Genomic DNA, 26,004 nt, shown 5'->3' on the forward strand with positions numbered 1-26,004 from the left:
ATGCGGCTCTATCATACAAAGGGAATATAGCATATGAATACAATCATGGATCAGACCGAATTAAAGAAGGAGCTGAAGCAGCAGCTGCTCGCCGGACTCGAGGAGCAGCGGAGCTTCAGCGATGCGGAGCTGTATGACCGCATCGACGAGCTTCTCTTCGCACATCCAGAGCTCTGCCTCCGGGACAAGCTCTATCTGCGCGATGCTGTCTTCAACAGCTTCCGTCGTCTCGATGTGCTTTCCGAGGTACTCGATAACGCCGATGTCACGGAAATCATGATCAACTCCGAGCAGGAGATCTTCATCGAGCGCAGCGGACACATGCAGCGCTGGGACCGGAGCTTCGAGTCCCGGGCACAGCTCGAGGAACTGATTCAGAGCATCGTAAGCCGCATCAACCGCGTGGTCAACACAAGTACGCCGATCGTTGATGCCCGTCTCGAGGATGGTTCGCGTGTTCATGTCGTCCTGCCGCCAATCGCACTGAAGGGACCGACGGTCACCATCCGAAAGTTCCCGGAACCGATCACCCTCGAAAAGCTGATTCTCTACGACTCCCTGACACAGGAAGCCGCCGACTTTCTGATTTCGCTCGTACGGGCACGGTACAACATCTTCATTTCCGGGGGGACCAACTCCGGAAAGACCACCTTTCTCAATGCACTTAGTCAGTACATCCCGTCGGATGAACGGGTCATCACGATCGAGGACTCCGCCGAGCTTCAGATCCGAAACGTACCGAACCTCGTCTCCCTCGAAACGCGAAACGCAAACGCAGAAGGTGAAGGCGAGATCAGCATGCAGAACCTGATCAAGGCGTCCCTCCGTATGTCGCCGGACCGCATCATCGTCGGCGAGGTGCGAGGAAAGGAATCGCTCGACATGCTGAATGCTATGAATACAGGACACGACGGCAGCCTGTCCACCGGCCACGCGAACTCCGCCCAGGATATGCTCCGCCGTCTGCAGACCATGGTGCTGCAGGGCGCGGAGCTTCCGCTGCCGGCGATCCGCAGCATGATCGAGTCGGCGCTCGACATCATCGTTCACTTAGGACGTACCCGTGACCACAAACGACGGGTACTGGAAATATCGGAGGTGATCGGCATTGAACATGACGAAATCAAACTTAATCCACTGTATAAATTCGATGGTCAGAAGCTTGAAAAGCTTGCGGATCTCACGTCCCGACAGAAGCTCCTCGATCGATTATAACGAGTATATCCTGACGCCCCTCGAGTATCTCCGCCTCTTCATCACGGCGCTGCTCGCGGATATGCTGGTCGCGTATACCTTTTACCAGAGCCGCCGCGTGCTGCTCGTCACGCTGCCGCTCTGCCTGCTGTACCCCTTCTCCTGTCGAAAGGCGCTCTGCGAGAAGCGGCGACAGCAGCTGCTGACGGAGTTCAAGGAATCCCTTGCGATCCTTTCCTCTTTCTTAAGTGCCGGCTACTCCACGGAAAATGCCTTTCGGGCCTCCATCGGTGAGCTCGAGCATCTCTTCTCCCCGGACGCGATGATCGTGCGGGAGTTCGAGCAGATCGTGCACGGTATGAGCCTGCATACACCGGTCGAGGAGCTGCTCGCGGACTTCGCCTACCGCTCTGGACTCGAGGATGTCGCGAATTTCGCCGAGGTCTTCACCGTCGCGAAGAAAAACGGCGGTCAGCTCGTGAAAATCATCGCGCACACGGCCTCCGTCATCCGTGACAAGGTGCAGATCTCCGAGGAAATCCTCACGATGAACGCCGCCAAGCGCTATGAGCAGCGGGTCATGAACCTCGTCCCGTTTCTCATCATCCTGTATATGAACTTCAGCTCGCCGGAGTTTTTCCGGACCCTGTACACGACGGTGCTCGGGCGCATCACCATGACGCTCTGTCTCCTGCTGTATGTCCTCTCCGTCTGGCTCGCCGGACGCATCATGGATATCGAGGTGTAGCTATGAGGACACGACATTCTCTGCGCCGCACGCTGGAGAAGACGCTGCGGCCGTATCTTCAGAAGCTTCGGCAGCAGGCACAGGCGACCCCCGCCGGGATTCGAAAACAGATGCTTCTCTGCATCAGTGCCTCTCTGCTCCTGACGATCCTGGTATTTTTTCTGGGACTTCAGGACGGCGTACTGAAGGAGGGCTTCCGCCTTCCACGAAGCGGCTACGGCGGGTCGAAGCAGTATATCACCCTGGAGGTCTCCGGACTCACGGAGGATACATCGGTTCCGCTCGATATCACGGTCAGCCCGAAGCGCTACACCGAGGAGGAGGCCAATGCTGTCTTCCGTGAGATTTATGACCAGCTCGAGGAGCTCGTGGTCGCGGAGGGTGAAAGCTTCGCAAATCTCCAGCACGATCTCCGCCTCATGACGAAGCTTCCGAAGTACGGCGTGCAGCTCTCCTGGGACTTCTACCCGGAGCTCGATCCGGCGCTCGCCGCCGGTTCCGTGACGCCGGATGAGGCGCGGGCCTACTATCGGAAGTACCGTCACCTGATGGACAGCGACGGCACGCTGCATAACGAGACGCTGGCACCCGGCACCGTGGTGACCGGCTATCTGTCCCTCATCATGAGTACGGACATCGTGCCGACGGGTACCGACGGAGAGACGAAGTATCTGAAAACGCAGTATCACTCGGCACCGTACCGTATCTATGTCGGTATCGTCCCACGGGCGCTGTCCCGCTATGAGTCCCTGCTGCTTCAGCTGCAGCAGGCCATCACCACGGAGGACGAGGGCAGTCTCGGCGAGAATATGCTCTCCCTGCCGACGGAAATCGACGGACAGCGCATCTACTACAGTGAGCACGAGGACCGGAGCTATCTTCTGCTTCCGCTGCTCGGCGTCATCGCCGCTATGGCCATTTATATGCGCCAGGGGCAGGCACGCCGGACGGAAAAGAAGCAGCGGGAGGCACTCCTGATGCTGGACTATTCCGAGCTGGTATCGAAGCTTATGGTCTACATCGGTGCCGGTCTCACGGTCCGCAATGCCCTGGAAACCATCTCACAGCACTTCGACGCGCTCATCGCACGCGGCATCAAGGAGGACCGACCACTCTATCAGGAGCTCCGCACGATGGTCATCCAGTTCCGGCGCAACATGCCGGAATCGGAAATCTATCTTTCATTCGGGCGGCGGGTGAATCTGAAGCCGTATACGAAGCTCGTCAGTCTGATCGAGCAGAACCGGATGAACGGCGCACGGAATCTCCGCGCCATGCTGGAGCTCGAGATGGAGGACGCCTTCGAGCAGCGGAAAACGACCGCACGGCGCCTCGGCGAGGAGGCCGGCACGAAGCTGCTGCTCCCGCTGTTTATCATGCTCGGCATCGTGATGATCATCGTCATCGTGCCGGCCATGAGTGCTCTCGGATGAGGAACTGCCGCTAAACGCTTACATTTTATCACATGTACACTATGAATCTGCGTGGCATCCTGCCCCGGCATATGTCAGGAGGATACTACGCCCCACACGAGGCGAGGCCTCAGGAGGAAAAAAACATGACAACAAGCTTCACTATGTTCCCAACTGCTTCTGGTATACTGCCGCACACGATGCTGGATACCGTCTTCGGTGTACTGCACCGACTGTATGATCAGTTCCTGTTTGCATGGATGCTGTTCATCACGGCCTGCCGGAAACGCCTGCGCGCACTGCTCCAGGATGATTCCGGCATCGGTACCATCGAGCTCGTACTGATCCTCGTCGTGCTGATCGCGCTCGTCCTGATCTTTAAGGATCGTATCAAAGCGCTTCTCAATGACATCTTCGATCAGATTGAGAGCTCCGCGAGCAGCGTGTACTGATGAAGCGGCGCATGACACGAGGCCCTGCACACACAGACGCAGAACGTCGCCGCACAGCGACGGCAGCGCTCGCAGCTCAACGCACGCAGGGCTCGGTCACTGTGTTTCTCGCACTTAGCTTCGCGATGATCGCTGCGCTGCTGCTCACCATCGTGGAGTCCTGCCGCACCGTCTCGGAGCGCCTGTTCTGGCAGACGGCGGTGGACAGCTCCATGGAGTCACTCTTCTCACAGTTCCATCGCCCGCTCTGGGAAAACTACCGGATCTTCGGACTGCAGTACCGGACGGACGAGGATCTCTCGGAAGAGTTCTATGACTTCATGAAGCCCTACCTCGGCGCCCGGGACCTCTTTCCGGGCAGCATCCGGGAGGACAGTGTCTCCTTCCTGGAGCATGTGCATGTCACCGAAGGAATCAGCTTCGAAGAGGAGGTGCTGGAGTATATGAAATATGGACTTCTGGATTCGCTGATCAGCTTCGCGGGCAGTGAATTTCAGGAGCAGGAGGTCGTGGAGGAGCTGGAAAAGGTGTTCCGCCGTGCAGATGAATCGAAGGAAATCCGGGAACTGCAGCGGAGCTATCAGCTCGACACGAAGGACCTGAAGGCCGTCGAGGATGCCATCGCTCAGGTGGATGCCGCCACGCGCAGTGCGGAAGCCGCCCACCAGGAGGCCTGGAACGCACTCCGGCGGGAGGACCCGTACGACTTCTACTCTGCGAAATACTCCTTCACTCGCGCACTCACTGAGCTTCAGCATGCAGTCAGTCGTTATACGAAGGCAGCCGACCAGCTCGCGGAAAAGGTCGCTGCACTTCGCACGGACTTTGACACCCGCTCGGCTTCCCTCTCCGAGGAGGGACGACAGGCGATCGAGGCGGAAATCTCCGAATATGAGAACTATGTTTCCAGAAGCGGCGACGTCCGTGCAGAGATCGAAGCGATGCCGGCGAAAGCCGCTGCCCTCATCGCCGAAGCCGATCGCGTCGAGCAGGACGTCGATGACTTCGAGGAGTGGCTGGCGGATGCCATCTCGGATGCGTGGGATGACGACGATGAGGACGAACCGGACTTTTCCTATGAGATCCGGCGCTTCTACCGCACTGCCGCCGCAGACTGGCACAGCTTTTCACTGATTCACTATCGTGGCGAGCTGTCGAGGATCAATGCAAAAAACAAGGCCCTGCTCGATCAGATCAGTGATCTGCTGCAGGGAAATCTGCTCTCGCTGGTGCTGCCGGACGGTGCTGCTCTTCCGTCGAACACGGCCATTCATGACCGCTCACCGGCATTTCCGGCGGATTCCACGGCCCATCCGGTGGAGGTCGCCATCCTCGGAGAGTATGCACTGAAGTTCTTTCACTACTACCATCCGGGCGAAACGCCGAAGGAGCAGCTGCCACCGAGTGGTGCGCAGGCGCTCGAGCTCGAGTATCTGCTCGGTGGCGAAAGCAGCGACTACGAGAATCTCTCGGAATATGTCACGAAGCTCGTCGCACTCCGGGAAGGCATGAATCTGATCTACCTTTACTCGAGTCCGGAAAAGCGGAACGAAGCCCGACTCTTCGTCACGTCCTTTCTCGTCGCTACGGGAAACCCGGCGCTGATTTCCGTCTTCACCTTTTTCGTCCTCGGCATCTGGGCACTGGTTCAGGCGATTCAGGATGTAAAGACCCTGCTGTCTGCCGGACGTGTGCCACTCTTTCATGATAACAGCAGCTGGTCTGTCGATATCTCCGGACTTCTCCGTTTCGGTGAGCATCCTTCCGCAGGTGCCGATGTACGAAAAAACGGCCTCTCCTACCGGGATTACCTCCGGGCGTTTCTGCTCGGCGAGGGCCTTCTCCGGCAGGCAGAGATCAACCAGCGGATGCTGAGCCGAATCGAGAAAAACATACGGCAGATCGGAAAGGATCCGGAAACGGGCTTCGCCCTCGACGAGTGTCTCTATGCGCTCGAGGCCACCGTTCACCCGGACACGCGGCATGTCATGTACAGCACCGGTATCCTGCAGATGGTCGCCGATACGGTACCAGCCATCGACTACTCGATGGAAATCAGCAGCTACTACAAGTATCGGAATGATACGCAGTAAGCGGCCTGCTGCGACATCGTGCGGCTGAAAGCCTACGGTATGCGCCGTACACCTGCACCCGAAACATTGACCGCTGACAAACCTGCGGATGATTCCGCTGCACTGCAGCGAATCACATAAACTCATCTGAGGAAACGCATGAAACAGGAACGAAGTACCCTGCCCCGGCACAAGTCACACTCCAGGTACCATCACCGGGCATCGGAATACAAGAAAAAACTGAATACACTTCTTCTGACGCCATGCCGCTCCTCCCTCACCGTGGAGGCTGCGCTCGCCCTGACCCTCGTGATCCTCGCGAGCGTCGTCCTCATGGTGCCCATGCTGATCCTGAACCACCAGCGAAACGCCGCCCTCGAGATGCATGAGAATGCACGCCAGATGGCGAAGCAGAAATATGTCGAGTACTACCGTGCGAAGGACGGCAGTCTCACCCTCGATCAGGACCTCCTGAACAGTGGGGAGACGGTGCTCACTGCCCTCGGCCTCGGGCATCAGATCAGCCAGCCCGGTATGCAGAACATCGACCTTCTCTCCGATTCCGAAATCACGAAGGAAACGGTTCGTTATATCGCAAACTATGATGCGGTTCTGCCGTTTTCCGTGCTCGGACTCGACCATCTGTCGCAGCAGGTCGTCGTCAGCCGCCGTGCATGGATCGGTACAAAGGGCAATCGCTGGATGGAAAATAACGGTGGAGAGACGGAAGATGATCCCGTCGTCTATGTCAGTACCCGCGATACCGATGTCTACCATACCACACGCGCCTGCTCTTATCTCACCCATGACATCCTGGAAGCCCGCGGTGAAGACATGCGAACGCTTCGGAACAAATTCGGCGGAAAGTACAGTCCCTGTGCCACCTGCCGCCCGAACCTCACCATGCCGACCGTCTACTATACCCTCGCGGCACGCAGCTATCATACGACGCCGAGCTGTCGTACCATCTCCAGCAACGTGCAGGAGATGAAAAAATCTGAAGCCGAGTCCTATGGAAAGCACGGCTGTGTGCGCTGTGGATAAGGAATTCACGATGTTCAATGAGGAATTCGCTTTCGCTGGCACCCTCGTCATCCACACTGTATTTTATGATTGATTACGTAGTATATAGCGAAGAATATCGCTGGGGAGAAAACCGTGATGCACTGTTTGACCTGTTTCTTTTTTATATATGCACTGCTCTGCATCGCGTACGATCTCCGGAGCCACAGCGTGCCCCTGATGGTGCACCTCCTGTTCGTACTCCCCGGACTGATCGTATTCGGAAATCAGCTCCACGGAGCGCTTCAGGCATGTGCGCTCACAGCGCAGCGGATGATCTCTGCTACTTCAGCGGATGCTTCATCCGCTGGTCTTCCAATCTGGCATCCGATCTGGGCCGCACTGCTTCCACTGCTACCGGGGCTTCTGACCCTGCTGATCAGCAGGCTCTCACGGGAAGCCCTGGGCCTAGGTGACGGACTCTTTCTGCTGATCGCCGGCCTCTATCTCCAGATGCGCTCGATGCTTCTGCTGCTCCTGTCCGGTATTCTGGTCGGTTTTCTCGTGAGCGTGATCCTGCTCATCCATGGCCATATCCACGGCCGGAGCATGCGAAAAGTGTGCTTCCCGTGGATTCCCTGTACACTGCCGGCGCTCTGCGCGATCGCTTTCTCACAGTTCCCGCTGGTCTGATCCCGTTTCCCATGCAGCGCCTCTCGCTGCTTCCGACAGGAAACTTACTTCATCCATCCGATGACACATCGCGTCCTGTCTATCCCTGGATGCCCTGCTTCATCTACTGAACACGTTTTTACATTCAGGAGTTCCCATGTATACCATAGAAGCCGCCTATATCTTTTCCATCATCCTGCTGGTCATCGGAAGTCTCGTCACCAGCGCTATCAAACTGCAGTCAAAAATCAATGGCTTCACACGTTCTGCGCTCGAAACAGAGGTCAACAGCCATCTTCCGGATGGCGCGAAGGATTTCCAGCCGGAGGATTTCATCCGCATGGTCACCCTTTTTGAACAGGACATCGATCCAGCCGAAGGAGAACAACATGAATAAACCGATTCTGGAGCGTATGTCCTACGAGCATAATCTCCGTCACAGTTACATGCATATCAATGCACAGTCCGTGGACCCGCAGTCCTATGAGCTGAAGCTGCTCCGTGAAACGAGCGTCCCGGATACGCTGCCCCTCTCGATCCGCCCGGATGCGGAGGATCCGGCCCAGGCGACCCTTGAATACGAGGTCTCCGGTCTGGAATCCATGGCAAGCTACTACGCGAGTCGAAAGCTCCGCTACCTGGCCCTCGCACAGCTCATGGAGAACATCCATGGCCTGCTCGGGCATCTCGAGGAGTATTTCCTCCCGGAGGATATGGTGCTCCTGGATCCATCCGCAATCTTCTACAATCCGGAAAAGGAAAGCTGGATCTTCACCCTCGTGCCCGGCTACAGCAGTTCCTTTCATGAAGCATTGAAGGCACTCATCGCCTGGCTTCTGAAGCGGATCGACTACAACGAGGACCGCGTCGTCGTTCTGGCGTATACCCTCTATAACGAATCCCTCAAGGAATTTCTCGTGATGGAGAATCTTCTTCGCATCTGCCGACAGAACATCGAGCGTGAACGCATGCTTCAGCTGGAACGAAGCGGTGGCCGTGCAGCCACAGCGGCTGCCTCTTCCTTCGGTATGGACAGCCGCGCCTCTGCGCAGGCTCCTGCTTCCGGTTTATTCGCTGCAGACGAGCAGCGCACAGCTGCCTCCACGCCACGTCCACGCATGATTTCCACCGATGGCATCTTCCGTCCGATCGACGCCGGCCTTTCGGAGCCGGCAGAAGATGCTGAGCCACGACCAGCGAGGCCCGCACAGTCATCTGCCGCAGCGCCTGACAACATCCGCTTCCCATCCGATTATGGTGAAGACGAGTACAGTAAGACGGTTAGAAAGCTGCAGGAGCACACACCAGGGGATGCCCAGGTGTACGAGCATGACGCATCTCTCTGCACGAATTATACAGGCTTCGATGATCCTGCGCTCGACGGTGTCAGCGTATCCTCACTGGTTCCAGCCCCGGAAGTGAAACGGAGTATTCCACTTTTTCGTCGCCGGAAAGACGGGAAATCAGAGAAAACAGAACGACGAACGAAAAAAAGTGTGGAGAAATCCACACTGAAGGAAGCACTGTCCACCGAACAGAGTCAGAGCTCCTTTAAGGCGAAGACCCTTCTCTCTGTCGCACTCATGATTCTCATCCCTTTCCTGATCTGGTTCCTGAAGGGCGGGGTCGTCCTCCGTCGCATGCTCCCTCTGGTACTGGCCCTCGAAGCCGGCATCCTCGTCGTCATCGCCCTCGATTACCTGATGGCGAAGCTGCCGGATGACTAGCGAAAACACACTAAAACAGCCGTTGCCTGACTGGAGAACACCTTCGTCAGACAACGGCTGTTTACATCACTCTGCGATTCGCTTCGCAATCTCTACAAGGATCTCCGTGGTTTTCTCCAGCGATCCTACCGGGATGAACTCATACTTTCCGTGGTAGTTGTAGCCACCGGTGCAGAGGTTCGGGCACGGCAGGCCCATGTAGGAGAGACGTGCGCCATCGGTGCCGCCACGGATCGGCACGACCACCGGCTCGACGCCGCAGGCACGCATCGCTGCTTCCGCAGTGTCGATGAGGTACATGCACGGCTCGATTTTTTCCTTCATGTTATAGTAGCTGTCCTTGATTTCACATACGACGGTACCCTCACCGTACTTGCGGTTAAGAAATGCCGCTGCATCTGTGAAGAATTTCTTCTTCTCTTCAAACTTCGTGCGGTCATGGTCACGGATGATGTACTCCATCTTTGCTTCCTCAACACCGCCGCTCATTCCGTCGAGATGATAGAAGCCCTCATAACCTTCTGTGTACATCGGATTCTCGAACGTCGGAAGCAGGCTCTGGAATTCCATGCCGATGAGCAGTGCATTCTTCATCTTGAGCTTCGCGCTGCCTGGGTGAATGCTGACACCGTGAATCATAACCTTCCCGGAAGCAGCATTGAAATTCTCATACTCGAGCTCACCGAGGGCTCCGCCGTCTACCGTGTAGGCGATATCCGCGCCGAAATCCGCAACATCGAAACGGTCTGCACCTCGACCGATTTCCTCATCCGGTGTAAAGCCAATGCAGATTTCTCCATGCTTTATCTCTGGATGCGTCAGAAGATGTTCTGCCATGGTCATAATCTCTGCGATGCCCGCCTTATCGTCGGCGCCGAGCAGCGTCGTACCGTCCGTTACGATCAGATCCTCTCCCTTAAGTCCCGGAAGAAATGAAAAATCCGCTACCTTCATCACGATCTGCTTCTCTTCGTTCAGGACGATATCTCCGCCGTCGTAATCCTGCACGATCCGCGGCTTCACATCCGCCCCGCTCAGTGCCGGCGAGGTATCCATGTGCGCGATGAAACCAAGCACCGGCGTGCGCCCGCCATACTGCTGCCGGACAGAGCCTGCGGCCATCTGCGCCCCGTCGCCTGCATCAGCCAACGTTTCATCCATCGTCGACGGAATCCGCGCGAAGACATAGCCGAACTCGCTCACGCGCACATCGGCTGCACCCAGCTCGATGAGCTCCTGACGAAGCTGCTCTGCAAGAACCAGCTGCTTCGCTGTACTTGGGCAGCTCGCGCTCGCCTCATCAGACTCCGTGTCGTAACTTACGTACTTCAAAAATCGTTCGATTGCTGTTTTCATATACTAACCCTCGTTTTCTGCAATTTCTCTGCATAAGAGCATAGCACAGATTCCGCATTTCCGCTCCAGGATATGCCGTCACTGGTGTTTTCGTTTGAAGACGTCACCCGCGTCATGTTCACACGCGATGATCTGCCAGCGAATCTGTCGGAGGACCGAAAGCTAACTATGCCAGCTGGTTTTTCAACTGGTGCATATAACGTTCGAAGACCACGTACGTAATCACCGCCGTCAGAGGATTCGATACGGCTTCGGCTGCATAGATTCCCCATACACCGATAAAATGCGGGAGTACCAGGGCGAGTGGAACCAGGAACAGCAGCTTTCGCATGATCCCAAACAAAAAGGAATAGCGTGTATTTCCCATCGCCACGAAGGCATTCTGATTGATCATCTGCATCCCGATCACAAAAAAGGTCGAGAACATGATGCGCATGGAAAGCTTCGTCAGCACAGTCAGCTCCGGGTTTCGCGTAAACAGCATGCTTACCAGTTCCGGCCAGAACATAAGAATCGCCCATGTCAAGGTTGCACAGCTCATGCTCAGTATTCTGGCATAGCGGATGGTCTCCCGCAGCCGCGGATAGTTTTTCGCCCCCAGATTATAGCTCAGCAGCGGCTGTGCTCCGGTGACAATCCCGATGAGTGGCATGAACAGTACCTGACTGATACTGCTCAGAATCGCCATAGACGCGAGATGCAGATTTGCCTCCGCTCCGCCATAGATGATCAGGAGACGATTTAAAAGGATCACCACGACAGACTCATTCACCCGAAAGGTACATGGCGAAATGCCCAGTGCACAGGTCGTGCAGAGTATCTCTTTATCCGGTCGCATATCCTCTGCGCAGAGGCGGATGCTCGAGCGAGGCGATGACAGGAAATGGAGAATCCATACGCAGGACACAAACTGCGCCGTGACCGTCGCGATGGCCGCGCCCCGGACGCCCATGTGCAGTACATAAATCAGTATCGGGTCCAGCACGATATTGATGATCGCCCCGATCACCACCGACATCGTCCCGATAAAGGTATATCCCTGGGTATTAATAAAGGGATTTAAGCCGAGCGAGAGCTCAACAAATACAGTTCCCAGCAGATAGATGGTCAGATACTGCGATGCATAAGGCAGGGTGCTGTGATCTGCACCGAACAGAATCAGCAGAGGTTTTAAAAAGATGAGGCATCCTGCTGTCATGATCACTGAAATCGTAAGCAGCATCGTCAGTGCATTGCAGAGATACTTCTGCGCACGTCCGACCTCTCCCTTTCCCAGCGCGATGGACGCCAGCGGTGCACCACCCATACCCGGGAGGCAGCTTAACGCAGCAACCAGCATCGTGATGGGATAGGTCAGCCCGATGGCGCTTAACGCGAGCGTTCCATCGCCCGGCATATGTCCGATATACATTCGGTCCACGATGCTGTACAGCGCATTTACAAGCTGTGCAGCCGTGGCCGGAATCGTAAGCCTGATGAGGAGTGGCAGAATTTTCGCAGCTGCCAGTTCCTCATTCATCTGTTTCTTTTTTGCATTTATAAGGTCCACGGCTTAACCCAAGGAAGGTCTGAATCCTCCACACTGTCCTTTCCGCCATCAACATGGAATACGGTTCCGCTGACATAACTGAAGCGGTCACTGGCCATGCAGACGATCACATCGCCCACTTCCTCCGGTTTTCCTGCGCGTCGAAGCGGGATTCTGGACATCGTATACTCCGTCTGCTCGTAAATCGCCTTTGCCGAGAGTACGGTATCGATGATGCCCGGTGCCACCGCATTCACACGAATACCATATGGCGCAAGCTCAGAGGCCGCTCCGGTGGTCAGGACGTTCACTGCCGCCTTTACGGCACCATAGGTCACACGATAGTCTACCGGCACCTTCGAGGAAATCGACGAAATACTGATGATCACGCCGCTCTTCTGTGGAATCATATAGCGGGCAGCCGCTTTGATGCCAAAAAAGACAGAGCTCAGATTCAGATCCACGATATAGCGGAAGGTCTCCTCCGGTAGTGTCGCGAGCGGACCATGCTTGTTTCCACCTGCACAGTTAACCCAGATATCGATCCGTCCGAACTTCTTTACGGCACGCGCTGCAAAGGCATCCACTTCTTCTGCAACCATCGCATTTACCTGCTCACACAGGATATCTCTGTAGCCCGCCGTTTCCGCCTGCTGCCGGAACCCCTCTACCTTTTTCTCCGAGCTGCTGCAGATCGCCAGCTGACAACCCTCCTCCAGAAAACGCATCGCCGCAGCTGCTCCGATACCGGTGGTACCGCCGAAGATCACCGCTACTTTTCCTTTTAATCCGAGATCCATACGAACCTTCCTTTCCTTTTACAGTCAGCTTAAGAGTGTCCCGGACACACTGCCACTCTCGATTCGTCCATATACAGACGATCCATCGCAGGTAACCATTGAATATGGGCTCTCTGGTCTCGAGTCCATGGCGAGCTACTATGCGAGCCGTAAGCTTCACTACCTGGCCATCGCACGACTCATGGAAAACATCCATGCTCTGCTCGAGCATCTCGAGGCATATTTTCTCCCGGAGGATATGGTGCTTCTGGATCCGTTGGCGATCTTTTACAATCAGTAGCAGGAGCGCTGGATCTTTACCCTCGTACCCGGCTACAGCAGCGCCTTCCATGAAGCTCTAAAGGCGCTCATCGCCTGGCTTCTCAGGCGCATCGACTATAACGAGGACCGCGTCGTCGTCCTGGCCTATACGCTCTATAACGAGTTCCTCAAGGAATTTCTTGTGGTGGAGAATCTTCTCCGCATCTGCCGACAGAACATCGAGCGCGAACGCAGGCTTCAACTGGAACGAAGTGGCGGCCATGCATCCACTTCGGCTACATCGTCTTTCGACACGGACAGTCGTGCCTCTGTGCAGGCTTCTGCTTCTGTTTCATTCAATGCAGACGACCGGTACCCGGGTAGCTCTGCGCCACGCCCACGCATGATTTCCACCGATGGCATCTTCCGCCCGATCGACGCCGGCCTTTCGTAGACGAGTGAAGTCGCCAAACCGCAGCCGACGCTGCCCGCGTCACCATCTAAAGAAGCGCCGGACAGCATCGGCTTCCCCTCTGATTATGGTGAAGACGAGTACAGAAAAGCAGTAACAGCGCTGAAGGAAGGCAGCTCCGGCTATGCCGGCATCGGTAGCGCTGACAGTGTCCAGTGCACAAATTACACCGGCTTCGATGACGCTGCGCTCGATGGTGTCAGCGTCATCACTGGCCCCGGCCTCGAAGACCAAAAGAACTTTTCCACTTTTTCGTCGCAGGAAAGACGATGCATCCGAGAAAGCTGAGCGCCGGACGAAAAAAGGCGTAGAGAAATCCACACTGAAGGAAGCGCTGTCCACAGAACAGAATCAGAACTCCTTTAAGGCGAAGACCATCCTCTCTGTCACCCTCATGATCCTCATCCCTTTCCTGATCTGGTTCCTGAAGGGCGGGATCGTCCTCCGTCGCATGCTGCCGCTGGTACTGGCACTCGAAGCCGGCATCCTCGTCGTCATCGCACTCGATTATCTGCTGGCGAAGCTGCCGGATGAGTAGCCGATGACGATGACATCTGTTTCTTGTTTGATTTTATCATGTCCATATCGGAACCTCTTTACGGCAGATAAACAAAAGTCGTCGCGCGGCCAGTCGGTGCTGCCGGTCGTGCGACGACTTTTGTTTTATTCTCTTTTCAGACTTCTCTTACAGGCAGGAATCGACGTCTGCCTTATCGATCATGACATTCAGAATTTCCTTATCAGTCGACTTCATACCGACTCTGCCGATGTAGCCCATATTCTTGATTGTTTCCTCTACATCATACTCCACGATACCCTCGCCAGGCTGGAACTGCTTATCGTTCATGCTCATGTAATGTGCAAGCAGCGCTGCATTTACCGATGCTGCAATCTTCGCTGCACAGCTCCGCTTCGCGCCATCACAGACGATACCGCCGACATTGGCCAGCGTACTGGTAATCGTCCGGCCGATATGCTGGTAGTCACCACCTGCCATATAGGTGATGGCCGCACCTGAACCGCAGGCCGCGCTGACCGCGCCACAGAAAGCGGAAAGAGCGCCGATATAATGCTTGATATAAATGGATACCAGGTTACTTACCAGCATCGCGCGATACATTTTCTCTTCCGAAATCTTCCACTCGCGGGCATAGACAAGTACCGGCATCGTGACGGTGATGCCCTGATTGCCGGAGCCGGAATTGATGACAACTGGAAGCGGACATCCGCTCATACGTGCATCCGAACCAGCCGCTGCCGCTGCACAGGCTTCAGTACGTACATCATGGCCAAAGCTGCCGAGGATGGTCTTTCCGACCTGCGCACCCCAGGCGTTATCTAGACCCTCCTGTGAAATTCTCGAATTCATCTCGATCTGACGTCCGATCACATCTCTGATTTCTGCGAGATCGACCGTGTCTGCATAGTCGATCAGTCCCTGGAGACTCATCTTACTGCGATCGGCACATACGATTCCCTGACTGGCCTCTTTCGCGATCGCATGCTCTTCATCACGAAGGACTTCATCATCTTTTTTCATGTAGACGATCTCGGTGTGATGATAAGCGATACGTACGCAGGCTGTATGCTCTTCGGATTCCATACTGATCTCGATATAGAGATTCGGAACGTTTTCTGCCAGATTTACATCACAGATCTTCGCCTCATTCAGTCTTCTGCACTCTTCACGATCCTCATCGGTCACACCGGCGATTACTTCCAGCTTCTTATCCGGATCACCACCGACCATACCGAGGATGGCTGCAACTTCGATCCCCTTCTGTCCACCGGAATTCGGTACCGTTACACCCTTCACGTTCTTGATCATGTTACCAGAGCAGTTCACCGTCATACGTGTCGGCATCTCTCCGAGAAGCTTCCGTGCCATGGATGCCGCATAGGCGATCGCGATCGGCTCCGTGCAGCCCATCGCCGGAATCAGCTCCTCATGTAAGATGGCTGTATAATTCTTATAATCCTGTTCACTCAGCTTCATAATCCTCTTCCTCCTTCGTCATGCGATTCACCTTCCGGAATCGTGCTCTGCTCCTGTGCACACATATATTTTTATCTTCTGTATGTGCATTTTCACTGTTCGTGGTAATAACCGTAATAATAACCGTAGCAATAACCACATCATTAATATTATCAGCTTTGATAAATTCAATAATACCATATAGATTCGATTGTGCAATTCGTAAAAACAGATAAAAAGAGCGGTATGCATTTGTACTTTTTATACAAATACATACCGCATACAGCTGTTTACCATATTTTTCTTCCTGTAAAATCAGAAAAACAGCGGCCGCTATCTCGCCTGCCGGAAGAAATCTTCGAAGCCGCCGAAATTATGCAGATCCATACTGATAAAACGGATGGCTTCATCTGCATCCTTCTTGCGAAGACTCTCGATGATATCGGTATGATGTTCCGTATCACGAGACAGAAGAACATCCCGGTTGCTGTTCCAGTAGAACTGTGCATACGCACGTGTGAGACGGTGCATCGTAAGGCGCAGTTCCTGAAGGGCATAGTCGTTATGCCAGAAGCTCATCAGCTTTAAGTGAAAGTTCTCATTCGCAGCCCAGTGCTCAAACGGTGTTCTGTCATCATTCTGGCAGTCAACATTGAGCGTTTCCAGCTCATCGATCTGACGATCCGTTAAGGTTACGATGCGCTGCTTCAGAAAGCCACTCTCTAAAACGAGACGGAACTGCAGCATGGAGTAAACATCCTCTACCGAATAGGTGATCACTTCATATCCATAACGCGGGATGCTTTTCAGGATACCATCGGCACACATCGCGATCAGCGCATCGCGCACCGGTGACTTGCTTACGCCGTACTTTTCCACCAGATCCTTCTCATTGATGATATCTCCGGAATGCAGATTTCCGGCCAAGAGATCCGCCTCAATACTTTTATATACGAAATCCTTCAGATTTGATGGTGCTCTCATTTTCCCCCCATACGTATGCATCCGCTCTATCACGGATACAAAATACTGTTATCATCTTATCATGCTTTTTACGAATTGTATGTACAGCTTTCCATGCAAAATCTGTGAAAAATTCATGCATATTTAACGTAATGCGCTCTGCGCTTCCTTCGTGAGGTCCTTGATCACCTCTCCACCGATGATCAGTCCGGCGACGGAGGGTACAAACGCGACGGAGCCCGGGGTCGAGCGGCGCCCGCTGATGTGCTCGACATCCGGTGATATTTCCACGGCGGAGACAGGATCCTCCTCTTCCACGAGCGGGGTCAATGCTTCTTCCGTGGAGTATACGACCTTCAGATGCTTCACATTGCGCTTCTTTAGTTCTCTGCGCATGACACGGGCGAGCGGGTCGATCGAGGTCTGATAGATGTCCGCGACCTGGAATTTCGTAGGATCGAGCTTATTACCGGCGCCCATGCTGCTGATGATCGGCGTACCGGCTGCCTGACAGACCATGACGAGCTGGATCTTTGCGGTCACGGTATCGACCGCATCGATGACGTAATCATACTCCTCGAAATGGAATTCCGCACTGGTTTCCGGCAGGAAAAAGCACTCGTGTCGATGGACGACGCAATCCGGGTTGATGTCATGGATGCGTTCCGCCATCACCTCGGTTTTATAGCGCCCGACGGTCTGGTGGGTGGCGATGATCTGACGGTTGATATTCGTAAGACAGACGGTATCGTTATCCACAAGGTCGATCGTACCGACGCCGGCGCGCGCGAGGGCCTCGACTGCGAAACCGCCGACGCCGCCGACACCGAAGACGATGACACGGGCGTGCTGTAAGACATCCACGGCCTTTGCACCCAGAAGGAGACGGGTTCTCGAAAACTGATCTGGCATAAATTCTCCTCTTTCGTAAGAAAATCGTAATGGGGTCTGACCCCATTACGATTGCCTTAAGACTTTCGTAAAGAAATCTTAAGGGGGTCTGACCCCATTAAAAAATTCTAAAATTCAAAAAAGCGCTGGCGTTTATCACGTCAGCGCTTCTTATCATATTCTGTTTTTCGGATGTCTGTCAATCAGAACTGCAGGTCTTCGGACCGTGCGCTTATGCTGCCGGTGCCGAAGGCGGTGCGGATTACATCAGGTCGGCGACATTGAGCCAGCTCTCGAGGATCTCCTTCTCCTCCGGACGCTGCTTCGTAAGGTTCGCAGCGGCGACGATCGGAAGCCACTTGTGCACATAGCCCTTGTCGGTGTTGGTCTTCGCGCAGAAATCCTGATAGTACTGCTCTGCCGCATCCCGATCCTCGAGGTAGAGTGTCGTGTAGGTTCTCGCTACATCAGCACTTGCGTTACCCTGGGTGGCATGTACCCAGTCGATGAGGTACATCGTGCCATCCTCTGCGACGATGATGTTATCCGGGCGGAAATCACCGTGCAGGAGCTTGAAGTGCTTCGGCATGGACTCGAGACGGGTCAGGAGCTCATAACGCGTGCTTGCATCGATGGTGTTGAGGCCATTGATCTGGTAGGTCAGCTTATCGCGCAGCTTCTGAAGCAGCGGAGCCTTCTTCGTGAACATCAGCATCTGAAGATCGACCATCTGTGCGATGTACTCGTTCTTCTTCTCTGGATGCTCCTTCATGAGCTCCTCGAGTGTCTTACCGGCGATGTACTCACGCTCGATCACCCACTGGCCATCCTCCTCGTAGATTCCGAGAATCTTCGGTACATGGAGGCCTTCGATGGTCTCTACACGTGCATGGGCGAAGGCTTCATGAAAAACTTCTGACTTGTCAAACGACTTTTCAAAAATCTTCAGAATCTTATCACCATCGCGATAAACACTCTTGCCCGCTTTTTTCGATAATAATTCTCTAGCCATAGTTGTTCTCCTTTTTTAAGTATGAGTCTATTTTACTACACTTCATGATAAAAGGAATACAAATTTGTTAAATTAATAACAAATTTTCCCGTTATAACTTTTTATCTATACCGGCTCAATGATACTGGAAGCGGAAGACGGCACAGCCATACGCCGGGAGCGGGTACGCGACGTGGTATGGTCTTCCATCACACTCGCCCTTCTTCGCCTGGTAGGCATTCTTCCGTCCGTCCTTCGAGCTGACGGCGCCGTTTTCATCGAAAATCAGCGTATAACGGCCGCGCGTCGGAACACCGACCGCATAGTCCGGACGCTCCACCGGGGTCATGTTGACGACGAAGACAAGGCTGTTCTTTCCGGTATGATCCTTCCGGATGAAGCTGAAGATCGAGCGGTCGGCGTCGTCCGCATTGATCCACTCGAAGCCCTCCCAGCTGTCGTCCTGCTCCCACATCGCCGGGTACTTCCGGTACATATGGAGGAGATCACGCATGAAATTCTGCACGCCCCTGTGCTCCGGCTCCTCGGTGAGGTACCAGTCGAGGGCGACCTTCTCATCCCACTCGTGAAGCTGTGCGAAATCCTGTCCCATAAAGAGAAGCTTCTTGCCGGCGTGACCGAACATGAAGAGGTAGCCGCACTTTAAGTTTCGGAACTTATCCTCATAGAGACCCGGCATCTTGTTGATCATCGAACACTTGAGATGGACGACCTCGTCGTGGCTCAGCACCAGGATGAACTTCTCGGAGGAAGCATAGCTCATACCGAAGGTCATCTTGTTATGTGCCCCCTTACGGAAGTACGGATCCAGCTTCATATAGTCGAGGAAGTCATGCATCCAGCCCATGTTCCACTTGTAGGTGAAGCCGAGGCCGTCATACTCCGGCGCCGCCGTCACCTTCGGCCATGCCGTCGACTCCTCTGCGATGATGATGCTGCCGTCCTTCCGACCGAGGATGATGGAGTTCAGATGCTTGAAGAACTCGATGGCCTCGAGGTTTCCGTTTCCGCCGTACTTGTTCGGTACCCACTCGCCATCCTTGCGGCCATAGTCGAGGTAGAGCATGGACGCCACCGCATCGACACGGAGTCCGTCGATGTGATACTCGTCATACCAGTACAACGCGTTTCCGATGAGGAAGTTCTGTACCTCATTCTTACCGTAATCAAAGATCTTCGTGCCCCAGTCCGGATGCTCACCCTTCCGCGGGTCGGCATACTCATAGGTCGGGGTACCGTCGAAATCCGCCAGTCCCTGCGCATCCTTCGGGAAGTGTGCCGGTACCCAGTCGAGGATCACGCCGATGCCATGCTGGTGAAGATAATCCACCAGGTACATGAACTCCCTCGGAGAGCCATGACGGCTCGTCGGTGCGAAATAGCCGGTCACCTGATATCCCCAGCTGGCGTCAAGCGGATGCTCTGCGATTCCCATCAGCTCCACGTGGGTGTAGCCCATATCGTTACAGTACTCCGCGAGCTCATGTGCCGCCTCCGTATAGGTATAGAAGCCGTTTTTCTCCTCGCGGTTCTTCTTCCGCCAGGAGCCGAGATGACACTCATAAATCGCCATCGGCTGTGCGAAGGTCGGGGTCTTCGCGCGCGTACTCATCCAGCTCTGGTCTCCCCAGCCATAGCCCGAGAGATCCGCGGTCATCGATGCCGTACCCGGACGGAACTCTGCGGAAAATGCATACGGATCTGCCTTATACAGGATGTCGCCACGCTGTGTATGAATCGCAAACTTGTAGATCTCACCGAAGCCCATGCCCTCGATGAAGCCCTCGTAGATGCCGCTGGTCTCGAGCGGAAGCATATAGTTCGCCTCCACATCCCACGCGTTCCGGTCACAGACGATGGAAACGGCCTTCGCATGCGGTGCCCAGACCGCAAAGTGCATACCCTTCTTTCCGTGCAGCGTCGCCGGGTGCGCACCCATCTTCTCATAAATCTTATAATTACGGCCCTCGCCGAAGAGGTAGCGATCGAGCTCGGTGATGAAGACCGGGTCCAATGCTTCCGGCGAAGCGCTCGTCACCGGCCTCTGCTCCTCTTTCTTCGCTGCACTCTTGTGTGCCGCCGGCGCAACCGCTTTCGCGGTCTTCCGCGCGTTCTTTTTTACCGTGGTTTTCTGTGTATCGCCTGTGGCCGGTTTTGTACTTCCGGCCGGTTTTGCTTTCCTGGATCTGGTGGCCATGATGTCCTCCGTTTATATTTTGTCGTGATCATATTATACAACAAAACGAGGGGATTTTCCCCTCGTTTTGACATTTTTACCATATTGTATAACGGCGTTTATTAATTGACACATTCCTGTTTTTTGTCTGTTTGATTTGAGACGCCCGGAGTACTGTGCTTCTGGTGACAGCCCTTCGGTCGTCTCATCACGCACAGTACTATTTCACCTTGATCATCCGGCCGGCGTTTGCCTCGAGACGGATCATGATACGGTTATCCGGCTCGATCGGGATCGTCTCCTCGGTCTGCAGGTCGAAGGCAAGCTCCGCCTTCATCGGAAGGGTCACATAGAACACGGCCGGCTGCTCATCGTTGTTAAGCGCCGTCACAACCGCACTGTTATGGTCCACGCGGGCGTAGGCCCACTGACGGTTCTGGAGATACAGCTCCTTATACTGGCCCATGTGGAGCTCCGAGTTCTTGCCATGGATCTCCGCGAGCTTCGCAACATAGGAGGTGAAGTCGTTCGGCTTCATCTCATCGAGGTCGATGGAAGGACGCAGCGGTGAATCATCCGGTCCCTGCTTCACACCCTCGAGGCCGAACTCGCCACCATAGTAGATGGACGGCTTACCCGGCAGGGTAAACATCGCCATATAGCATGGGCGGAGATTGTTCTTATTTTCGAGCTTCGACGCGATACGATCCACATCATGGTTCTCGAGGAAGAGATACAGATCCCGTCCGATCGTAAGATTACGGTTCACATTATGCGCGATCTCAAAAAAGTTATGACTGTTGAAGCCACTGTAGATCGACTTATGCAGCTCGTAGTTCGTCACCGAGTGCAGGGTCTCCGGATTGACCCAGCGTGCATACTCACCGTGGATCACCTCGCCCATCAGCCAGAACTCCGGCTTCATCTGGTTCGTGAAGTAGCGAAGCGTATGCTGGAAGCCCATATCGAGCACGTCGGCACAGTCGAGACGGAGACCATCGATGTCGAAGGTATCGATCCAGTACTGCACGACATCAATCAGATATTTACGGACGCCCTCGCAGTTGAAGTTCAGCTCCGGGAGCTCCCAGGCACCGCGCCATGCACTGTAGTGGAAGCGGTCGCCCCATGGGGAACCGCCATCGAAACCAACGCCCTTGTACCAGTCCTTATACGCACTGTCCCAGCCCTTCTCCTGGATATCCTTAAACGCGAAGAAGCCACGACCGGTGTGGTTGAACACGGCATCGACGACGACACGGATGCCGTAATTATGCGCTGTATCCACGAAGTGGCGGAAGTCTGCATTGGTCCCCAATCGACGATCGACGGTTTTATAATCCGTGGTGTCGTAGCCATGACTGCCGGACTCGAAGAGCGGGCCGATGTAGATGGCATCGCAGCCGAGCACCTTCAGGTACGGGATGAAGGCGTCGAGCTCAGAAAAGCGTCGACGGATCTCTCCGCCATCGTTCTGCTTCTCGGCACCCACCATGCCGAGCGGATACATATGATAAAAAACAGCACTGTCATACCAGGCCATATTCACCTCCGAAAATTGCGCACGAAGGCTTCGATACGGTCGAGCGCCTTCTTCAGGTCATCGATGGAGTATGCGTAGGAGATACGCATGAAGCCCTCTCCACAGTCACCGAAGGCAGTACCTGGGACGATCGCGACCTTCTCCTCCTGAAGCAGGCGGTTCGCAAACTCCTCGGAGCTCATGCCAAAGCGCTTGATGGACGGGAAGACATAGAATGCGCCATACGGCTCGAAGCAGTCCATGCCCATGTCGCGAAGACGCGTCACAAGAAAACGACGGCGCTGGTCATAGGCCTCGCGCATGCGGGCGATATCTTCATCGCCGTTCTTCAGTGCCTCGACGGCAGCATACTGCGAGGTCGTCGGTGCGCACATGATGGCGAACTGGTGCAGCTTCAGAATCTGCCGGAGGATCGGCTTCGGTGCACAGCAGTAGCCGAGACGCCAGCCGGTCATCGCGTAGGCCTTCGAAAAGCCGTTGATGTATACGGTACGATCGCGCATACTCGGGAACTCGATGATACTGTGCATCTCGCCCTTGTAGGTAAGCTCTGCATAGATCTCATCGGAGAGGACATAGAGGTCATGCTCCTCGATGATCGGGACGAGCTTCTCGAGGTCCTCCTTCTCCATGATGGCACCGGTCGGGTTGTTCGGGAACGGCAGCACGAGGAGCTTCGTCTTCGGCGTGATCTTCTCGAGAAGCTTCTCCGGGGTCAGACGGAACTCGTCCTTCTCTTCGAGCTCGATCGGCACCGGCACACCACCCGCCATGATGGCACACGGGGTGTAGGAAACGTAGCTCGGCTGCGGGATGAGGACCTCATCACCCGGATTCAGCATGCAGCGCATCGCGAGGTCGATCGCCTCGGAGCCACCGACGGTGACCATGCACTCACTCAGCGGGTCATAGCTCACACCGAAGCGGCGGTTTACGTAGTTTGAAATCTCAACACGCAGTTCCTTTAAGCCAGCATTGGACGTATAGAAGGTACGGCCCATCTCGAGGGAGTGGATACCCTCTTCACGTACATGCCACGGGGTATCGAAATCCGGCTCGCCGACACCGAGGGAAATCGCATCCTCCATCTCCGACACGATGTCGAAGAACTTACGGATGCCGCTCGGCTGGATTTCTGTAATTCGATCATTTAATGGACTTCTCATAAGGACACCTTCATTCTCTCGTCAACACGCGGCTGCTCGATGACGGTGCCGTGATCCTTATACTTTCTCAGCACGAAATGCGTCGCGGTGGACAGGACGGAATCCATCGGAGACAGCTTCTCGGAAACGAACAGTGCCACCTCCTTCATGGTTCTGCCCTTGATCATCACGGTGAAATCGAAGGATCCGGACATGAGGTACACCGCATCCACCTCATCATACTGATAGATACGCTGGGCGATGGAGTCGAAGCCCTGTCCACGCTGCGGTGTCACCTTCACCTCGATCAGCGCATCGACACGCTCGTCGGCGGTCTTGTCCCAGTTGATGAGCGTATGATAGCCGCAGATGATGCCCTCCTGCTCCATACTCTCGATTTCTGCCTTCACTCTCTCCTCATTCTCACCGAGGATATCGGCGATGTCCTTTGTGGTCAGACGTGAATTTTTTTCGATAATTGCAAGAATCTTCTCTCTCATGGTTCTATACTCCTCTTTTTCAGATGTCGGCGCACAACATTTTTATTTTAAACATCCGACAGGCTGCAGACAACTTAATATTTACTTTCGCTTCGCGCCCTCCAGGTAACGTTCCAGCTCCTCGTAGTCCTCACGGGTGAGGTAGGCCGGCTCGACGCCATCCACGCGGAGGCGCTTCTTTCCCTTCGTGAAGCGTCCGAAGACAGCCGCCTGGATCGGCTCCTCTGTCCGGCGATGGGATGCGTCGAAGCCGGCGCGGTCTCCCTGCTCGAAAATCGCATCAGCACCGGCCTTTGCCAGGCCTGCCTGCGCCTTCAGGAAGTCCTCCACCAGCTGTGTGCCCCGATCGACGGCCAGCAGCCAGCAGTCTTCCGACCAGAGCCGGTACGGGAAGAGGTCGAACAGCTCGCAGACCTCCATCGTAAACTGACGGATCGGGATGCGATCATAGCGGAACTCGCAGCCCACACCATCGCCTCGCTTCTTCCCGGTCTCCGGGTCGATGCCCTCCGATGCGCAGAAGTCCCACAGTGCCTTCAGGGCACCGCCCTTCGCCACCGGCCAGCACTTCGTGACGCCATAGTTTTTCTGATAGCCCGGAAGCAGCTGCTCCAGCGGATCACACGAACCCGAAGGAGCGCCCTCCGGGCGGCAGGCTCGAGCATCCAGCCCCTCCACTTCCTCCGCAAGGTACGCCGTGCCGAATCGTTTTCTGATGTCTGTCATTCGCTGATCGAGAAGGACACGAAGCGCATACGTTCCGACCTCACCGATCATGACCAGATCCTGGCCAGGAGTGATATCATGTTTCATAAACGTCTCTCTACTTGTTTCTATAAATAAAGAGAGACAGCCCGCTGGGCTGTCTCTCCGTCATTCTGTGTCCATCAAAGAATATATGGAAGAACCATGGTCAGCACCATTGCGGCAACGAGGGCAATGACGATAACCGCGGATACGGTCTTTTTCTGCTTCGGACTCATCATATCGACTTATCTCCTTAAATCTCTATATCTTCGTTTTTCAAATGATGCCCTATATAATACACTCTTTCCGATGCGCTGACAAGTTTTTATTATAGGGCCACACACGCCAGAATGTCCAAAGTGCCCCTCCGGGCTTCCTGGGCTGTCTTCTTGACACCTCGACGCCCTGGATCAGTCGCCCTGGATGGCTTTGACGGCATCGATGACCGCACCTCGGAAGCCGTGCTCCTCGAGGGAAGCGATGCCGCAGATCGTTGCACCGCCCGGTGAGCAGACATCGTCCTTCATCGCAGCCGGATGCTTTCCGCTTGCAAGCTGCAGTGCTGCGGTGCCTTCGAGCATCTTTGATACGAGCGGATATGCCGTCGCACGCGGGATGCCGTACATGACGGCCGCGTCGGCCATCGCTTCCATGAAGACCTCCGCAAAGGCAGGTGCACAGCCGCCGATGATACCGCCGATGTTGAGCTGCGCGGTCTCGACCGGAATCACCATAGAAATCTTCTCAAGTAAGCTGTGAACCAGGGTTTCCTCCTCCGATGTAAGACTCGTCGCCTTCTCGGCGATGAAGATGCCTTTTCCGACCGAAACCGGGATATTCGGGATCGTGCAGAGAAGGTGCGCAGATGCCGGAAGGATTTCTTCTTTCTCATAACGTGCGAGGTCATAGCCCCACGCTACCGAAACGATCAGCTTGTCAGCGAAGTGCGCTGCGTATGGCTTGATGACCGTCGGAATCTTTACCGGCTTCACAGCGATAAAGATAAGGTCCGACGCATCGGCTACTTCTGCGACGTCATGGCAGGCATGCATACCGGCTGCGTGTTCACCGTCCGAAGGCGCAAGTGCAGAGATTTCAGCACAGCGTGCTGTGAGCTTCTCAAAGTGTCCGCCACAGGCATAAATATTACCCGCCGGGATGCCCGCACGGATGAAGCCCTCGGCCACTGCACCTCCCATATTTCCTAATCCGATAAATCCGATATGAAGTTCATTCAGTGATTTCATATTTAAATCCTTTCATAAAATACTCAGAGGTTTTATGATACCCATTTCACAGGCGTGTCCCACTCATTTCAGTGATGAGGCGTTATGATAGCACACCGCCCTACGCAATGGTTTTCCCTAGTGTAGGCCG

Annotated in this window: 24 protein-coding genes and 2 pseudogenes; 12 read left to right on the forward strand and 14 right to left on the reverse strand. The window is 54.9% G+C overall.

The features are described from left to right. The first annotated feature begins 33 nt into the window (after positions 1-33). The 9 genes from ACK8P7_RS02965 (at position 34) to ACK8P7_RS03005 (ending at position 9,279) form a co-directional block, all read left to right on the forward strand. The gene (locus tag ACK8P7_RS02965; RefSeq protein WP_410042741.1) at positions 34-1,215 is read left to right on the forward strand and encodes a CpaF family protein; all 1,182 of its coding nucleotides are present in this window, start codon (positions 34-36) and stop codon (positions 1,213-1,215) included. Beyond that, entirely contained in the window at positions 1,151-1,942 is a 792-nt protein-coding gene (locus tag ACK8P7_RS02970; protein ID WP_410042742.1) for a type II secretion system F family protein, read from the forward strand. The genes ACK8P7_RS02965 and ACK8P7_RS02970 overlap by 65 nt, the downstream gene beginning before the upstream one ends. 2 nt (positions 1,943-1,944) lie before the next feature. Then, a complete protein-coding gene (locus ACK8P7_RS02975) occupies positions 1,945-3,375 on the forward strand; it encodes a hypothetical protein (protein WP_410042743.1) in 1,431 nt (476 codons plus the stop codon). Positions 3,376-3,500: 125 nt separating this feature from the next. Beyond that, positions 3,501-3,806: a Flp1 family type IVb pilin gene (locus ACK8P7_RS02980; protein ID WP_410042744.1), complete on the forward strand. Its 306-nt coding sequence runs from the start codon at positions 3,501-3,503 to the stop codon at positions 3,804-3,806. An 11-nt stretch (positions 3,807-3,817) separates the two neighbouring features. Then, positions 3,818-5,899: a DUF5702 domain-containing protein gene (locus ACK8P7_RS02985; RefSeq protein ID WP_410042745.1), complete on the forward strand. Its 2,082-nt coding sequence runs from the start codon at positions 3,818-3,820 to the stop codon at positions 5,897-5,899. A gap of 138 nt (positions 5,900-6,037) precedes the next feature. Next, positions 6,038-6,922, forward strand: a complete 885-nt coding sequence (locus ACK8P7_RS02990) for a hypothetical protein (protein ID WP_410042746.1) — start codon at positions 6,038-6,040, stop codon at positions 6,920-6,922. A 117-nt stretch (positions 6,923-7,039) separates the two neighbouring features. After that, positions 7,040-7,573 (forward strand): hypothetical protein, encoded by a 534-nt coding sequence (locus ACK8P7_RS02995; RefSeq protein WP_410042747.1) that lies wholly within the window; start codon positions 7,040-7,042, stop codon positions 7,571-7,573. A gap of 136 nt (positions 7,574-7,709) precedes the next feature. Continuing rightward, the gene (locus ACK8P7_RS03000; protein WP_410042748.1) at positions 7,710-7,949 is read left to right on the forward strand and encodes a hypothetical protein; all 240 of its coding nucleotides are present in this window, start codon (positions 7,710-7,712) and stop codon (positions 7,947-7,949) included. Continuing rightward, the gene (locus tag ACK8P7_RS03005; RefSeq protein WP_410042749.1) at positions 7,942-9,279 is read left to right on the forward strand and encodes a DUF6382 domain-containing protein; all 1,338 of its coding nucleotides are present in this window, start codon (positions 7,942-7,944) and stop codon (positions 9,277-9,279) included. Before ACK8P7_RS03000 ends, ACK8P7_RS03005 begins: the two co-directional genes overlap by 8 nt. Before the next feature lie 66 nt (positions 9,280-9,345). Here the strand turns inward: ACK8P7_RS03005 and pepT are convergent, their stop codons facing one another. The 3 genes from pepT to ACK8P7_RS03020 all read right to left on the reverse strand — a co-directional run bounded on the left by pepT (position 9,346) and on the right by ACK8P7_RS03020 (position 12,963). Beyond that, the gene (gene pepT, locus ACK8P7_RS03010; protein WP_410042750.1) at positions 9,346-10,635 is read right to left on the reverse strand and encodes a peptidase T; all 1,290 of its coding nucleotides are present in this window, start codon (positions 10,633-10,635) and stop codon (positions 9,346-9,348) included. A 166-nt stretch (positions 10,636-10,801) separates the two neighbouring features. After that, positions 10,802-12,154, reverse strand: coding sequence for an MATE family efflux transporter (locus ACK8P7_RS03015; protein ID WP_410042751.1), 1,353 nt, complete (start codon positions 12,152-12,154; stop codon positions 10,802-10,804). Between the two features lie 17 nt (positions 12,155-12,171). Further along, a complete protein-coding gene (locus tag ACK8P7_RS03020) occupies positions 12,172-12,963 on the reverse strand; it encodes an SDR family NAD(P)-dependent oxidoreductase (RefSeq protein ID WP_410042752.1) in 792 nt (263 codons plus the stop codon). A 127-nt stretch (positions 12,964-13,090) separates the two neighbouring features. On the opposite strand from ACK8P7_RS03020, the pseudogene ACK8P7_RS03025 reads away from it, so the two are divergent. Next, a pseudogene (locus tag ACK8P7_RS03025) lies at positions 13,091-13,657 on the forward strand (DUF6382 domain-containing protein). A gap of 142 nt (positions 13,658-13,799) precedes the next feature. After that, positions 13,800-14,213 (forward strand): hypothetical protein, encoded by a 414-nt coding sequence (locus ACK8P7_RS03030; protein ID WP_410042753.1) that lies wholly within the window; start codon positions 13,800-13,802, stop codon positions 14,211-14,213. Between the two features lie 147 nt (positions 14,214-14,360). Here the strand turns inward: ACK8P7_RS03030 and ACK8P7_RS03035 are convergent, their stop codons facing one another. The 8 genes from ACK8P7_RS03035 to ACK8P7_RS03070 form a co-directional block, all read right to left on the reverse strand. Further along, positions 14,361-15,671 carry a serine dehydratase subunit alpha family protein gene (locus tag ACK8P7_RS03035; RefSeq protein WP_410042754.1) on the reverse strand — a complete coding sequence of 437 codons (1,311 nt, stop codon included), beginning with the start codon at positions 15,669-15,671 and terminating at the stop codon, positions 14,361-14,363. A gap of 312 nt (positions 15,672-15,983) precedes the next feature. Further along, positions 15,984-16,634, reverse strand: a complete 651-nt coding sequence (locus tag ACK8P7_RS03040) for a GntR family transcriptional regulator (protein WP_410042755.1) — start codon at positions 16,632-16,634, stop codon at positions 15,984-15,986. 123 nt (positions 16,635-16,757) lie between these two features. Further along, the gene (locus ACK8P7_RS03045; protein WP_410042756.1) at positions 16,758-17,525 is read right to left on the reverse strand and encodes a ThiF family adenylyltransferase; all 768 of its coding nucleotides are present in this window, start codon (positions 17,523-17,525) and stop codon (positions 16,758-16,760) included. 241 nt (positions 17,526-17,766) lie between these two features. Next, entirely contained in the window at positions 17,767-18,516 is a 750-nt protein-coding gene (locus tag ACK8P7_RS03050; protein ID WP_410042757.1) for a phosphotransferase family protein, read from the reverse strand. A 115-nt stretch (positions 18,517-18,631) separates the two neighbouring features. Next, complete coding sequence (glgB, locus tag ACK8P7_RS03055) at positions 18,632-20,713, reverse strand: 1,4-alpha-glucan branching protein GlgB (RefSeq protein WP_410042758.1); 2,082 nt, start codon at positions 20,711-20,713, stop codon at positions 18,632-18,634. A 199-nt stretch (positions 20,714-20,912) separates the two neighbouring features. After that, on the reverse strand, positions 20,913-22,235 hold the full coding sequence (locus tag ACK8P7_RS03060) for an alpha-amylase family glycosyl hydrolase (RefSeq protein WP_410042759.1): 1,323 nt from the start codon (positions 22,233-22,235) through the stop codon (positions 20,913-20,915). A gap of 2 nt (positions 22,236-22,237) precedes the next feature. Next, on the reverse strand, positions 22,238-23,401 hold the full coding sequence (locus tag ACK8P7_RS03065) for an aminotransferase class I/II-fold pyridoxal phosphate-dependent enzyme (protein ID WP_410042760.1): 1,164 nt from the start codon (positions 23,399-23,401) through the stop codon (positions 22,238-22,240). After that, positions 23,398-23,682 (reverse strand): Lrp/AsnC family transcriptional regulator, encoded by a 285-nt coding sequence (locus ACK8P7_RS03070; RefSeq protein ID WP_410042821.1) that lies wholly within the window; start codon positions 23,680-23,682, stop codon positions 23,398-23,400. The genes ACK8P7_RS03065 and ACK8P7_RS03070 overlap by 4 nt, the downstream gene beginning before the upstream one ends. Between ACK8P7_RS03070 and ACK8P7_RS03075 the strand changes: the two genes are divergently transcribed. Further along, a complete protein-coding gene (locus ACK8P7_RS03075) occupies positions 23,642-23,740 on the forward strand; it encodes a zinc finger domain-containing protein (RefSeq protein ID WP_410042822.1) in 99 nt (32 codons plus the stop codon). The two genes, ACK8P7_RS03070 and ACK8P7_RS03075, sit on opposite strands and share 41 nt — an antisense overlap. A 20-nt stretch (positions 23,741-23,760) precedes the next feature. On the opposite strand, the pseudogene ACK8P7_RS03080 reads toward ACK8P7_RS03075, so the two are convergent. The 3 genes and pseudogenes from ACK8P7_RS03080 to proC all read right to left on the reverse strand — a co-directional run. Continuing rightward, positions 23,761-23,880: pseudogene (locus ACK8P7_RS03080) on the reverse strand (winged helix-turn-helix transcriptional regulator); the annotation flags it as partial. A gap of 81 nt (positions 23,881-23,961) precedes the next feature. Next, positions 23,962-24,693, reverse strand: coding sequence for a hypothetical protein (locus tag ACK8P7_RS03085; RefSeq protein ID WP_410042761.1), 732 nt, complete (start codon positions 24,691-24,693; stop codon positions 23,962-23,964). Positions 24,694-25,037: 344 nt separating this feature from the next. After that, positions 25,038-25,874 (reverse strand): pyrroline-5-carboxylate reductase, encoded by an 837-nt coding sequence (gene proC / locus ACK8P7_RS03090; RefSeq protein WP_410042762.1) that lies wholly within the window; start codon positions 25,872-25,874, stop codon positions 25,038-25,040. Positions 25,875-26,004: the final 130 nt, after the last annotated feature.

Origin of the sequence: Oribacterium sp. P9 (assembly GCF_046365365.1) — a bacterium.
Taxonomy (GTDB): domain Bacteria; phylum Bacillota; class Clostridia; order Lachnospirales; family Lachnospiraceae; genus Oribacterium.